The organism is Verrucosispora sp. NA02020 (genome assembly GCF_013364215.1).
Classification (GTDB): Bacteria; Actinomycetota; Actinomycetes; order Mycobacteriales; family Micromonosporaceae; genus Micromonospora.
The window spans coordinates 1104269-1117956 of sequence record NZ_CP054923.1; the positions used below are offsets into that span (position 1 = coordinate 1104269).

General features: G+C 72.6%; 12 protein-coding genes. 9 read left to right on the top strand and 3 right to left on the bottom strand.

The genetic code is table 11. The annotated features are described in order from the left end of the window. Positions 1-327: a hypothetical protein gene (locus HUT12_RS04775; RefSeq protein WP_176092595.1), complete on the bottom strand. Its 327-nt coding sequence runs from the start codon at positions 325-327 to the stop codon at positions 1-3. Positions 328-424: 97 nt separating this feature from the next. Between HUT12_RS04775 and HUT12_RS04780 the strand changes: the two genes are divergently transcribed. From HUT12_RS04780 to ilvA, 3 genes are all read left to right on the top strand, one after another. Next, positions 425-1567: a cystathionine gamma-synthase gene (locus HUT12_RS04780; protein ID WP_176092596.1), complete on the top strand. Its 1143-nt coding sequence runs from the start codon at positions 425-427 to the stop codon at positions 1565-1567. 16 nt (positions 1568-1583) lie between these two features. Further along, positions 1584-2993, top strand: coding sequence for an amidase (locus HUT12_RS04785; protein WP_176092597.1), 1410 nt, complete (start codon positions 1584-1586; stop codon positions 2991-2993). A gap of 146 nt (positions 2994-3139) precedes the next feature. Continuing rightward, positions 3140-4360 (top strand): threonine ammonia-lyase, encoded by a 1221-nt coding sequence (ilvA, locus tag HUT12_RS04790; protein WP_131053386.1) that lies wholly within the window; start codon positions 3140-3142, stop codon positions 4358-4360. 63 nt (positions 4361-4423) lie between these two features. Here the strand turns inward: ilvA and greA are convergent, their stop codons facing one another. Further along, positions 4424-4921, bottom strand: a complete 498-nt coding sequence (gene greA, locus HUT12_RS04795) for a transcription elongation factor GreA (RefSeq protein WP_131053387.1) — start codon at positions 4919-4921, stop codon at positions 4424-4426. Between the two features lie 235 nt (positions 4922-5156). Further along, a complete protein-coding gene (locus tag HUT12_RS04800; protein ID WP_176092598.1) occupies positions 5157-5591 on the bottom strand; it encodes a DUF4307 domain-containing protein in 435 nt (144 codons plus the stop codon). A gap of 270 nt (positions 5592-5861) precedes the next feature. On the opposite strand from HUT12_RS04800, the gene mca reads away from it, so the two are divergent. From mca to purE, 6 genes are all read left to right on the top strand, one after another. Beyond that, positions 5862-6746 (top strand): mycothiol conjugate amidase Mca, encoded by an 885-nt coding sequence (gene mca / locus HUT12_RS04805; protein WP_131053389.1) that lies wholly within the window; start codon positions 5862-5864, stop codon positions 6744-6746. Positions 6747-6794: 48 nt separating this feature from the next. Continuing rightward, positions 6795-7088 carry a hypothetical protein gene (locus HUT12_RS04810; RefSeq protein ID WP_176092599.1) on the top strand — a complete coding sequence of 98 codons (294 nt, stop codon included), beginning with the start codon at positions 6795-6797 and terminating at the stop codon, positions 7086-7088. 179 nt (positions 7089-7267) lie between these two features. Further along, positions 7268-9808, top strand: coding sequence for a bifunctional diguanylate cyclase/phosphodiesterase (locus HUT12_RS04815; protein ID WP_176092600.1), 2541 nt, complete (start codon positions 7268-7270; stop codon positions 9806-9808). Between the two features lie 36 nt (positions 9809-9844). Beyond that, positions 9845-11884 (top strand): thioredoxin domain-containing protein, encoded by a 2040-nt coding sequence (locus HUT12_RS04820; protein ID WP_176092601.1) that lies wholly within the window; start codon positions 9845-9847, stop codon positions 11882-11884. Between the two features lie 53 nt (positions 11885-11937). After that, positions 11938-13119, top strand: a complete 1182-nt coding sequence (locus HUT12_RS04825; RefSeq protein ID WP_176092602.1) for a 5-(carboxyamino)imidazole ribonucleotide synthase — start codon at positions 11938-11940, stop codon at positions 13117-13119. 40 nt (positions 13120-13159) lie between these two features. Next, positions 13160-13648 carry a 5-(carboxyamino)imidazole ribonucleotide mutase gene (gene purE, locus HUT12_RS04830; protein WP_131053394.1) on the top strand — a complete coding sequence of 163 codons (489 nt, stop codon included), beginning with the start codon at positions 13160-13162 and terminating at the stop codon, positions 13646-13648. Positions 13649-13688 lie beyond the last annotated feature (40 nt).

Genomic DNA, 13688 nt, shown 5'->3' on the forward strand with positions numbered 1-13688 from the left:
TCAGGTGGCCAACTCTGGGAGCTGTCGCTCCCAGAGGGCAACCAGGCGTCGGGAAGTCAACCGCCGGATCCGGGGCCAGTCGGCGCGCAGCAGAGTGGCGTTGACATAGCGAATAACGTCCTCGCGCTGGCCGCAGTCCAACAACGTGCGGTACAGCGTCAGACGCTGCCGTGCGTCGCTCACATCGAACTCGGTCAGACCGGACCATGCCAGCCGTACCGGCAGGGCGACGCGGCCGTCAGCCGGACCGGTCAGCAGCGACAGCGAGGGCGGGACGCGCTCGGCCGCGCCGATCAGGCGGGATGGCAGGGTCTTGGTCGAGTTCACCCGCCCATTATCGCGCACAGGACGACATGGTGGGCCGGGCGACTCGGTGAGTCGGCTCCCACACGCTGGGACGCGGGGGAGGACTAACGTCTGCGTCATGACCCACGGCTTCGAGACGCTCGCGATTCACGCCGGCCAGGACCCGGAGGCCCGCACCGGCGCGGTGATCCCACCGATATACCAGACCAGCACGTACGCCCAGGACGCCGTCGGTGCGCCCCGGCTCGGATACGAGTACAGCCGTTCCGGCAACCCCACCCGGGACGCGCTCCAGGAGTGCCTGGCCGCGCTGGAGGGCGGGCCGGTCGGTCTCGCCTTCGCCAGCGGTCTGGCCGCCGAGGACACGCTGCTGCGGACCGTCTGCGGCCCCGGCGACCACGTGGTGATCCCGGACGACGCGTACGGCGGCACGTACCGGCTGTTCGCCAAGGTGGCCCAGCGGTGGGGGCTGTCGTACACCCCGGCGAAGGTCTCCGACCCGGACGCCGTCCGGGCCGCGATCCGGCCCGGCAGCACCAAGGTGGTCTGGTTGGAGACGCCGACCAACCCGCTGCTCGGCATCGCGGACATCGCCACCCTCGCTGCCGTCGCCCACGACGCCGGGGCGCTGCTGGTGGTGGACAACACGTTCGCCTCGCCGTACCTGCAACAGCCGATCGCCCTCGGCGCGGACGTGATCGTGCACTCCACCACCAAGTACGTCGGCGGTCACTCCGACGTGGTCGGTGGGGCGCTGGTGGCGGCCGACGCCGGGCTCGGCGAGGAACTGCGCTACCACCAGAACGCCATGGGCGCGGTCAACGGCCCGTTCGACGCCTGGTTGACGCTGCGCGGCATCAAGACCCTCGGGGTACGGATGGACCGGCACTGCGACAACGCCGAACGGATCGTCGGCTACCTGGACGGGCACGCCAAGGTGCGCGAGGTCCTCTACCCGGGTCTGCCGTCGCACCCCGGTCACGAGGTGGCCGCCAAGCAGATGCGCCGGTTCGGCGGCATGATCTCGTTCCGGGCGGCCGGGGGTGAGGAGCACGCCGTCGAGATCTGCAACCGGGCCCGACTCTTCGTGCTCGCGGAGTCCCTCGGCGGGGTGGAATCCCTGATCGAGCACCCGGGCCGGATGACACACGCCAGCGCTGCCGGCTCGCCGCTTGAAGTTCCCTCCGATCTCGTGCGACTGTCTGTCGGCATCGAGACGGTCGAAGACCTGCTCGCCGATCTGGAGCAGGCGCTGGGCTGACCGCTGGCTGGGGAGGGTGGCCGTGCAGGACATCATGCCGACCTGGGTCGGGGCGACCGCCAAACAGATCGCCCGGGGCGTACGGCGGGGCGACGTCTCCGCCACCCAGGTTCTGGCCGACCATCTCGACCACGTCGCGAAGGCCGACGTCGACCTCGCCGCGTTCCGCACGGTACGCGGCGGGGAGGCGGTCGCCGAGGCGGAGAAGGTCGACGAGCAGGAGGACCTGGGCAACCTGCCGCTGGCCGGGGTGCCGGTGGCGGTCAAGGAGAACACCCCGGTGGCCGGGGTGCCCACCTGGAACGGGTCGGCTGCGGCGCGTACCCCGGTGGCCGAGGCCGACCACGAGGTGGTCCGCCGGCTGCGCGGCGCGGGCGCGGTGATCCTCGGCGTCACCCGGATGCCCGAGCTGGGCCTCTGGGGGGTGACCGACGACGGCACCGCGGTCACCCGCAACCCCTGGGACCTGGGGCGTACCCCGGGTGGCTCGTCGGGCGGCGCGGCGGCGGCGGTCGCCGCCGGGCTGGTGCCGATCGCGCACGGCAACGACGGTCTCGGCTCGATCCGCATCCCGGCGGCCTGCTGCGGCCTGGTCGGCCTGAAGCCCGGCCGGGGCGTGGTGCCCTGCCAGCTCGGCGCGGAGGACTGGTTCGGGCTGACCGAGCACGGCATGCTCGCCACCACGGTCGCCGACGCGGCGGTCGGCTTCCAGGTGCTCGCCGGCCGGGCCCAGGAGAAGCTGGTCCCGCCGCAGCGGCTGCGGGTCGGGGTGTCGCTGCGCTCGCCGGTGCGCGGGGTCTCGCCGGACGCGCCGAACCGCGACGCGGTCACCGCCGCCGGTCGGCTGCTCGCCGCCGCCGGGCACGACGCCGTCCCGGCCGACCCGGTCTATCCGACCGCCCTCGGCCTACAGGGCATCGCGACCTGGTTCGCCGCCGCCGCCGCTGACGTGCGGGCCGCCGGGATCGACCGGCGCGACCTGCAACCGCGCAGCCGTCGACACGTCACGTTCGGGGACTGGGCGTGGCGGCGCGGGTACGTCCGGGAGGCCGACCGGACGGCCTGGCGTGAGCGCTCCATCGGCTTCTTCGCCGACCACTCGGTCGACCTGCTGCTCACCCCGGCGCTGGCCAGCGCCCCGCCGCCGGCCACGAGCTGGTCGGCCCGGTCCTGGCGGGCCAACATGCTGGTGAACATCAGGTACGCCCCGTACGCGGCACCGTGGAACATCGCCGGCCTGCCCGCCCTGGTGGTCCCGGTGGGCCGTCGCCCGGACGGGTTGCCGCTGGCCGTGCAACTGGTCGGGCCACCCGGGTCGGAACTGCTGCTGCTCGGCGTCGCCGGACAGTTCGAGATGGCGGCACCGTGGACTCGGCACGCTCCCGGTTACCCGCGCGTCGGAACGGGGTCACCGGCCAGCGCGTGATCGTGCGTACCGACGCGGGTGGCTCGGTCGATGTGGCCGGCGCGGCCGGTGGACGCCGGCCGCCGCCGTACCGGACGTGCCCTGGTCTGCGTCTGCGCCGTCCGGGCCGTGGGGAACCCCGGTGGGGCGGGTGGCACGATCGGGGCATGACGGAACTGGTCAGCCTGGACGACGTGCGGGCGGCGCGGGAACTGCTCGCCGAGGTCACCCGCACCACCCCGCTGGAACCCTTCCGCCCGCTGAGCGCGGCGCTCGGCGGGCCGGTCTGGCTCAAGTGCGAGAACTTCCAGCGCGCGGGGTCGTACAAGGTGCGTGGCGCGTACGTGCGGATCTCCCGGCTGTCGGCGGCGGAGCGGGAGCGGGGGGTGGTGGCGGCCAGCGCCGGCAACCACGCGCAGGGGGTGGCTCTCGCCGCCGGCCTGGTCGGCGCGCACTCCACCGTCTTCATGCCGGTCAACGCGCCGCTGCCGAAGGTGGTGGCCACCAAGGGGTACGGCGCCCGGGTGGAGCTGGTCGGTGCCACGGTGGACGAATCCCTGGTGGCCGCGCAGACGTACGCGGAGCGCACCGGCGCGGTGCTGATCCACCCGTTCGACCATCGGGACGTGATCGCCGGTCAGGGCACCGTGGCACTGGAGATCCTGGAGCAGTGTCCCGAGGTCAGGACGATCGTCACCGGGGTGGGCGGCGGCGGGCTGGTCTCCGGGATGGCGGTGGCCGCCAAGGCGCTCCGGCCCGACGTGCGGGTGATCGGGGTGCAGGCGGCGGGCGCGGCGGCCTTCCCGCCGTCACTGGTGGCCGGCGAGCCGGTACGCCTGCCCGACTTCTCCACCATCGCCGACGGCATCGCGGTCGGTCGGCCCGGTGACGTCACCTTCACCCACGTCCGCAAGCTCGTCGACGAGATCGTCACGGTCACCGAGGAGGACATCTCCCGGGCGCTGCTGATGCTGTTGGAGCGCGGCAAGCAGGTGGTGGAGCCGGCCGGCGCGGTGGGGGTGGCCGCGTTGCTGGCCGGTGCGGTCGAGGTGGAGCCGCCGGTGGTGGCGGTCCTCTCCGGGGGCAACATCGATCCGCTGCTGATGCTGCGGGTGATCGAGCACGGGCTGGCGGCGGCCGGACGATACCTGCGGGTGACGGTGCGCTGCTCCGACCGGCCAGGGCAGCTCGCCTCGCTGCTGCGGCAGATCGCCGAACACCGGGCCAACGTGGTGGACGTGGAGCACCAGCGGGCCCACCCGCACCTGCGCCTCGGTGAGGTCGAGGTGGCGCTGTCGGTGGAGACCCGGGGTGTGGAGCACTCGGACACCCTGATCAGTGCGTTGCGGGCCAGCGGCTACCAGGTCTCGATCGCGCCAGAGGCGTGACACCGCCAGGTGTCACGCCTCTGGGTTGGTGGAACGGCCGACCTCTGTCGGTCGGCGGGTGGCTCAGCCGGAGAAGGGCTCGAAGCTGACCACGGTCACCTTGATGTCCGCGCCGCTGGGCGCGGTGTAGGTGCAGGCCTGGCCCGCCTTGCCGCCCAGGATCGCCTGGCCGAGGGCCGACTCGGGGCTGTAGACGGTGAGATCGGTGGTCGAGGAGATCTCACGGGACCCGAGCAGGAAGGTCTCTGTGTCGTCGGCGTCGTCGTCGAAGTAGATCGTCACGACCATCCCGGGAGCCACGGCGTCGACGGTCGGTGCCTCACCGACCTGGGCCGTGCGGAGCAGCTCCTTCAGGTAGAGGATGCGCCCCTCGGCCTTGCCCTGCTCCTCACGGGCGGCGTGGTAGCCGCCGTTCTCGCGTAGGTCACCTTCCTCGCGCCGCGCGTTGATCTCGGCGGCGATGACCGGCCGGTTGGCGATCAACTCGTCGAGCTCGGCCTTCAGGCGGTCGTAGGCGTCCTGGGACAGCCAGGTGGCGGGCGCCTCGTTGCCATTGGACACAGGCGGTCCTCCTCGGTTGTGCGGGCTGGCTGACAGGTGAACCTCCAAGTTACCAGTGCCCTACGACAAGGAGTGTCGGTGATCACGCTGGTGCGGCCGGCGACCGCGGGTCGCCGGGTGACCTTCCCGCCGCAGGCCGGGTGCGTACGGCCTGCCGTCGGACCGGGTCCGGCCCGTGGTCAGGAGCGGGTCCGGGCCGCCGTTCCGGGTGGGTCCGGTGCCGCTTCCGGTGGGCTCAGGCCGCCGGGCGGCAGCGGACGACCTCGCCGATGAAGGGGCGGGCACTGGTGGCGAGGGAGTGCCGGACGGTGACGCTGCGCTGCCCGTCGGCGGCGGTCACCGGGACCTCCTCGCGGGCCACCTCCGCCCCGGCGTGGTCCCGGGCCCGCAGGGCGCAGACCGCCGAGCCGCCCGCCGGCAGGTTCACCCGGAAGTTGACCACCACCTGCTGGTCGGTGATCTCGCCGTAGGTGATCACCTGGGCGCCGTAGGCCGGGTCGCCGTACTGCCGGTAGAGCCGGAACGAGACGGCGGTGAGCGCCACCAGCACGGTGACCACCAGCAGCGTGGTCAGCAGCCGCCGACGTCGGCCGGGCGTACGACGGCGGCCGTACCGGCCGGGCGGGAACACCGGCGCGGTCGATGCAGATGTGGCGTGCGTCTCGGTCACCGGCGGGTATCTCCTGGCGTCGTTGTCGGGCCCATCGGCAAGAATGGCAGAGCGCCGTCGTTCCTGTCCGACTGGGCATTGCTGCAACTGGCACTGCTTGTCCATGGGGCACTGCCTCCGACCGAGGCACTGCTTCTCGACCGGGCACTGCTGGTTCCGGGGTCAAATATGACAGGCCGGCACGGGCCGGGACCGCGACGGGGGAGGATTCCGGCAGGTCAACGGTGTGGCCGGTGGCCCACCGGTGGGCAGAGACGAGGAGCGCCGACCGTGGCAGAACAACTCCGGCTCATGGCCGTGCACGCGCACCCAGACGACGAGTCGAGCAAGGGCGCCGCGACCACGGCCAAGTACGTCGCCGAGGGGGTGGACGTGCTCGTCGTGACCTGCACCGGCGGCGAGCGGGGCAGCGTGCTCAACCCCAAGTTGGACCGGCCCGAGGTGTGGGCCAACATCGCCGACATCCGTCGGGCGGAGATGGACGCGGCCCGCGCCATCCTCGGCGTCGAGCAGGCCTGGCTGGGCTTCGTCGACTCGGGCCTGCCCGAGGGTGACCCGTTGCCGCCGTTGCCCGAGGGCTGCTTCGCCCTCCAGGACGTCGAGGTGGCCGCCGGTCCGCTGGTACGCCTGATGCGGCAGTTCCGTCCGCACGTGGTCACCACGTACGACGAGGAGGGCGGCTACCCGCACCCGGACCACATCATGTGCCACCGGATCAGCGTGGCGGCCTTCGAGGCGGCCGGTGACCCGGAGCGCTACCCCGAGCTGGGCGAGCCGTGGCAGCCGCTCAAGCTCTACTACGACATCGGGTTCTCCAAGGGCAAGATCCTCGCCCTGCACGAGGCGATCCTGGCCACCGGCGTCGCCGAGTCGCCGTACGCGGAGTGGATCAACCGTTGGGAGGACCGGCCGGACAAGGGCCCCCGGATCACCACCCGGGTGGAGTGCGCCGAGTACTTCCCGGTCCGCGACGACGCGCTGCGCGCCCACGCCACCCAGGTCGACCCGGACGGCTTCTGGTTCCAGGTGCCGATGGACCTGCAACGGCGGGCCTGGCCGACGGAGGACTTCCAACTCGTACGCTCGCTGGTCGACTCGCCGCTGCCCGAGTCGGACCTGTTCGCGGGCATCCGGGAGACGGCCCATGCCCGCTGATCCGGCGGCGGGCTACGCTGGTCGGACATCGCACTCCGGAGGAATCCCATGTTGACCGCTGCTCAGGTGCTCGCCCAGAACAATTTCGGGGACACCCGCACGGGGGGCCTCGCCGGTCCAATGGGCCTGTTCCTCATCCTCGTCCTGGGCACCGCCACCGTGCTGCTGATCCGCAACATGAACGCCCGGCTGCGCCGGTTGCCCGACCATTTCCCCGGTCAGGAGCCCGCCGCCGAGTCGGGCACCACGCAGCGAACGGTCGGTGATCCGACAGATGAGAACGTGATGCTGGATTCATCCGGTGACGCTCCCAACCGGCGCCAGCAGCGTCGCGACGCCTGATCGGGGCATGATTCACGCTTAACCGGATGGTCGCCCCCTGTTGCGACCATCCGGTTTGGCTTAGCCTTCCGCCGGGAGGACCAGACGTCCTCATGCCGTGCGCGGGAGGGGGCGCCGATGACCATCGCAGTCGTTGACACCCTCCGTGCGCCCTGTTCCCGCCCGACGGGAGTGGGTCGGTGACCTCCGGCAGGGCCGGTCATCCGATCGATCGGCCCGAGGGCCGTCGCACCCCGCTCAGGGTGCACCTGCTGACGGCCGCGGTCGTCCTCACCGCCGTGGTGGCCGCCGTGGTGGGGCTGCGCGTGCCGGTCGGGCTGCCGGCCGACGACCCGTTCGGGCCGTACGGCGGGCTGACCCGTTTCGGTATCGCGGTCGCACTCTTCGCACTGTCGCAGTTGGCCCGGCTACGGTTCCGGGCCGCCGCCGGAGTGGTCTCGCTCACCTGGGCCGAGGCCGCACTGATCGTCTGCCTCTATCTGGTGCCGCCCGGATGGCTGCCGGGCGCGGCCCTGATCGGCATGCTGCTGGCGTGGACGATCCTGTCCGTGGTGGACGAGGGCAGGTCCACCTGGGACGTCGTGCGCATCGCCGCGTCGCAGACCGCCGCCGTCGCCCTCGCCGTGTCGGTCACCACCTCGCTGGCCGAGCCGCTGCTGGCCGCCCCGACCCCGGCCCTCGCCCTCGTCCTCGCCGCCGGCGCCCTCACGTACCTGCTGGCCGGTGCCGGGCTGGGCGGCGTGACGCTGGCGCTGCGGCACGACATGTCGATCGGGCGCCCGCTGCTGGCCGCGTTGCGGGGCAAGCTGCTGATGTTCGTCGGCAACGTGGTGGCCGCTCTGCTCGTGGTGGCCCTGATCGAGTTCGATCCACGGTGGCTGGTGCTGCTGCCCGCGCCGCTGTGGCTGCTCCACCAGACCTATCGGCAACGGCTGCGCGACGAGCGCGAACGGCGTACGTGGCGGTCGTTGGCGGAGGCGACGGCGGCGCTCAACCAGCTCGACGAGCGCGGCGTGGCGACCGCCGGGGTGACCGGTGCGCTCACCGTGTTCGAGGCGGAACTCGTGGACGTGGAGGTGGTCCGGGGCGACGGCCGCTGGCGCCGCTACCGGGGCGATCCCAGCGGTCAGGTAACCGACCGGGAGATCGCGCCCCCCGGCGACGACGAGCCCGGTCCGGACGAACTGCTCCGAGAGCTGTCGGTCGGCGAGCACCGGGTCGGTCGACTACGGGTCCGGCTGCCCCGGACGGCTCCGGCCTCCGGCCGGGAACGGTACGCGCTGGTCACCTTCGCCGAGGCGCTGTCCGCCGCCCTGCACGACGCGGCCACCCACCGTGAGCTGCGGGTGGTCACCGCGCGTTCCTCGTACGAGGCGGTGCACGATCCGCTGACCGGGCTGGCCAACCGCACGGCCATGCTGGGCCAGGGCGACCATGCGCTGCGGAAACTCGGGCACGACCACCCGGTGGCACTGCTGTTGCTCGACATCGACCAGTTCAAGGAGGTCAACGACACGCTCGGGCACGCCGCCGGCGACCAGCTCCTGCGGTTGACCGCCAACCGGCTGGGCACCCTGACCCGCAGCGGCGACCTGCTCGCCCGGCTCGGCGGCGACGAGTTCGCGTTGCTGCTGACCTCGGTTCCGGTGCTCGGCGACCGCACCGCCCCGATGGCGTACGCGTTGCGCCAGGCCCGGGAGATCACCGAGCGGCTGGCCGCGCCGACCGAGGTGGCCGGGGTACGGATGTCGGTCGAGGTGTCCGTGGGCGTGGTGGTGGCGTCGGCCGGCGCCGCCGACCTGACCGAGCTGATGCGCCGGGCCGACATCGCGATGTACCAGGCCAAGGCCGGTGGCGGCAGCGTGGCGGCGTACGACAGCTCCCGGGACGGGGCCAGCACCGACCAGCTCGCCCTGCTCGCCGAGCTGCGTGAGGCGTTGCTGACCGACGATCAGCTCGTGCTGGTGTTGCAGCCGGCCGTGGACCTGGCCACCGGCGCACCGACCGGGGTGGAGGCACTGATCCGCTGGCGGCACCCGCGCCGGGGCTGGCTCGGTCCGGCCGACTTCATCCGGCCGGTGGAGAACAGCGAGCAGTTGGGCACCTTCACCCGGTACGTGCTGGACAAGGCGCTCGGGGTGGCGGCCGGCTGGGCCCGGGAGGGCCTGGACATCCCGATCTCGGTCAACCTCTCCGCCCGCAGCCTGCTCGACCACCGCCTGCCGGCGGAGATCGCCGACGCGCTACGCCGGCACCAGGTCCCGGCCGACCGGCTGGTGCTGGAGATCACCGAGACCGTGGTGATGAGCGAGCTGGAGATCATCGACCAGGTGCTCACCACGCTGCGGTCGATGGGCGTGCAACTGGCCGTGGACGATTTCGGCACCGGCTTCTCCTCGCTGGCCTTCCTCACCCGGATCCCGGTCGACGAGTTGAAGGTGGACCGCTCGTTCGTGCTCCGGATGGCGGATTCGCCGGAGGCGGCAGCGATCGTCCGCAGCACCGTCGGGCTCGCCCACGAGCTGGGGCTACGGGTGGTGGCCGAGGGCGTGGAGACCGCCGCCCAGCGGTCGGCCCTGGCCGAGTTGGGCTGCACCGCCGCCCAGGGCTACCACTTCTTCAAGCCGATGCCCGCCGACAAGATCGGTGCGGTCCTCGGCTCGCTGTCCCGACAGAGCCCCACCAACGTCCTGCCGCTGCGCGCCGACGGCGCCTCCTGACCCCGACCCGGCCGCCCGGCTGGATATGGTCGTCGGGTGAACCGACTCGCGGATGCCACCAGCCCGTACCTCCTCCAGCACGCGGACAACCCGGTCGACTGGTGGCCCTGGTGCGAGGAGGCGTTCGCCGAGGCGAAGCGACGTGACGTGCCGGTGCTCATCTCGGTCGGTTACTCCGCCTGTCACTGGTGTCACGTCATGGCGCACGAGTCGTTCGAGGACGCGGGCGTCGGCACGCTGCTGAACGAGGGTTTCGTGTCGATCAAGGTGGACCGCGAGGAGCGGCCCGACGTCGACGCCGTCTACATGACCGCCACCCAGGCGATGACCGGCCAGGGTGGCTGGCCGATGACGGTCTTCGCCACCCCGGACGGCACCCCGTTCTTCTGCGGGACGTACTTCCCCCGCGCGAACTTCGTCCGGTTGCTGGAGTCGATCGGCGCCGCCTGGCGGGACCAGCGCGACGCCGTACTGCGTCAGGGTGCCGCGGTGGTGGAGGCGATCGGCGGCGCCCAGGCCGTCGGCGGGCCCACCGCCCCGCTCACCGCCGACCTGCTCGACGCCGCCGCCGACCAACTGGCCGACGAGTATGACGAGCGACACGGGGGCTTCGGCGGCGCCCCCAAGTTCCCGCCGCACATGAACCTGCTCTTCCTGCTGCGGCACCACCAGCGCACCGGCTCGGCGCGGAGCCTGGAGATCGTCCGGCACACCTGCGAGGCGATGGCCCGGGGCGGTCTCCACGACCAGCTCGCCGGCGGCTTCGCCCGGTACGCGGTGGACGAGCACTGGACCGTGCCGCACTTCGAGAAGATGCTCTACGACAACGCCCTGCTGCTGCGGGTCTACACGCAGCTCTGGCGGCTCACCGGTGACGCGTTGGCGCTGCGGGTGGCCCGGGACGTCGTCCGGTTCCTCGCCGACGAGCTGCACCGCCCCGGCCAGGGCTTCGCCTCGGCGCTGGACGCGGACACCGAGGGTGTCGAAGGGCTCACGTACGCCTGGACCCCGGCCCAACTGGTCGAGGCGCTCGGCGAGGAGGACGGCCGCTGGGCCGCCGACCTCTTCGCGGTCACCGAGACCGGCACCTTCGAACACGGCAAGAGCGTGCTCCGGCTGGCCCGGGACGTCGACGACGCCGACCCGGAGGTCCGCGCCCGCTGGCAGGACGTGATCCGCCGGCTGCTGGCCGTGCGCGACACCCGCCCGCAGCCGGCCCGCGACGACAAGGTGGTGGCCGCCTGGAACGGGCTGGCCGTCACCGCGCTCGCCGAGTTCGTCCGGCTCGTCGAGACCTCCGGCCGGATCGGCACCGAGGGGGAGGCGAACCTGCTCGACGGCGTCGTCATCGTCGCCGACGGCGCGATGCGGCAGACCGCCGAGCACCTGGCCCGGGTGCACGTGGTGGACGGGCGACTGCGCCGCGCCTCCCGGGACGGCCGCGTGGGGGAGCCGGCCGGCGTGCTGGAGGACTACGGCTGTGTGGCCGAGGCGTTCTGCGCCATGCACCAGGTCACCGGCGAGGGGCGGTGGCTGGAGCTGGCCGGCGAACTGCTCGACGCCGCCCTGACGCACTTCGCCGCACCCGGGGGTGCGTTCTACGACACCGCCGACGACGCGGAGCGGCTGGTGGCCCGGCCCGCCGACCCGACCGACAACGCCACCCCCTCCGGCCGTTCCGCCATCGTCGCCGCCCTGGTCAGCTACGCGGCGTTGACCGGGGAGAACCGGTACCGGGAGGCGGCCGAGGCGGCGTTGGCCACCGTCGCGCCGATCGTCGGGCGGCACGCCCGGTTCACCGGGTACGCGGCCACCGTGGGCGAGGCGCTGCTCGCCGGCCCGTCCGAGATCGCGGTGGTGACCGGGGACCCGACGAACGATCCGCTGGTCGCGGCGGCGTACCGGCACGCCCCACCCGGTGCGGTGATCGTCGCCGGGCAGCCCGACCAGCCGGGGGTGCCGCTGCTGGCCGGCCGGCCGCTGCTCGACGGCGGGCCTGCCGCGTACGTCTGCCGGGGTTTCGTCTGCCAACGGCCGGTGAGCGGCGTCGACGACCTGGTGGCGCAACTGCGGTGACACCGGTGTCCGCCGACCGGCACTCCGGTCGGCCCGGATAGGCTGGCGCCGCTATGGATTTCCGTACCGGTCTGCCTGTTGTCGGCATGGTGGGTGGCGGCCAGTTGGCCCGGATGACCCACCAGGCCGCGATCGCCCTCGGCCAGTCGCTGCGCGTGCTCGCCCTCACCCCGGACGACGGCGCGGCGCTGGTCGCCGCCGACGTCCAGTACGGCGACCACACCGACCTGGCCGCCCTGCGCATGTTCGCCAAGAGCTGTGACGTGGTCACCTTCGACCACGAGCACGTGCCCACCGAGCACATCCGCACCCTCACCGCCGAGGGGGTGAAGCTGTTCCCGCCCGCCGACGCACTCGTGCACGCCCAGGACAAGCAGGTCATGCGGGAGCGGCTCGGCGGGCTCGGCGCGCCCAATCCGGCGTGGCGACCCGTCACCGTCCCGGCCGACGTGGTGGCCTTCGGCGACGAGTTGGGCTGGCCGGTGATGCTCAAGGCGGCCCGGGGCGGGTACGACGGCCGGGGCGTGTGGCCGGTGGCCGACGCCGCCGTCGCCGACGACCTGGTGCGGACCCTGCTCGACGGCGGGACGACGCTGATCGTCGAGGAGCGGGTGGCGTTGCGCCGGGAGTTGGCGGTGCAGGTGGCCCGCTCGCCGTTCGGGCAGGTCGCGGTCTATCCGGTGGTGGAGACGGTGCAGCGGGACGGCATCTGCGTCGAGGTGCTGGCACCCGCGCCCGACCTCGACGAGGAGCTGGCGGTCTCGGCCCAGCAGCTCGCCATCGACCTGGCCACCGCGCTCGGAGTGGTCGGCCTGCTCGCGGTGGAGCTGTTCGAGGTGGCCGATCGGGCGGCCCCGGGCGGCAGCCGCGTCGTGGTCAACGAGCTGGCGATGCGCCCGCACAACTCCGGGCACTGGACCATTGAGGGCGCCCGGACGTCGCAGTTCGAGCAGCACCTGCGGGCCGTGCTCGACTACCCGATGGGCGACACCGGGCTGACCGCGCCGGTGGTCGTGATGGCGAACGTACTCGGTGGCGAGCCGGGCGGCATGTCCATCGACGAGCGGCTGCACCACCTCTTCGCCGCCGTACCGACCGCCCGGGTGCACCTGTACGGCAAGCAGGTCCGTCCCGGTCGCAAGATCGGGCACGTCACGGTGCTCGGCGACGACCTGGACGAGGTACGCGCCCGGGCCGCCCGCGCCGCCCGCTGGCTCCGCGACGGCGTGGAGTGACCGTGCGGGACCCGCAGGTGGGAACGAGAGGGAGAACAGCGTGAGCACGGTCGGTGTGATCATGGGTAGCGACTCGGACTGGCCGACCATGAAGGCGGCTGCCGACGTGCTCGCCGAGTTCGAGGTGTCGTACGAGGTCGAGGTGGTCTCGGCCCACCGCACCCCGGTGAAGATGATCGACTACGGTCGGGCCGCCGCCGGACGGGGCATGAAGGTGATCATCGCGGGCGCCGGTGGTGCCGCCCACCTGCCCGGCATGATCGCCTCGGTCACGCCGTTGCCGGTGATCGGCGTACCGGTGCCGTTGAAGCATCTCGACGGCCTGGACTCGCTGCTGTCCATCGTGCAGATGCCGGCGGGCGTGCCGGTGGCCACGGTGTCGATCGGCAACGCGCGCAACGCGGCGCTGCTCGCCGTCCGCATCCTGGGCACCGGTGAGCCGGCGTTGCTCGATCGGATGTCGGCGTACCAGGCCGATCTGGAGCAGCTCGTCGCCGAGAAGGACGCGGCCCTGCGCGCTTCGCTGTAGGCGCATGTAAGGAGGGGTCCCCTGCTAACGCCTGGTGCAT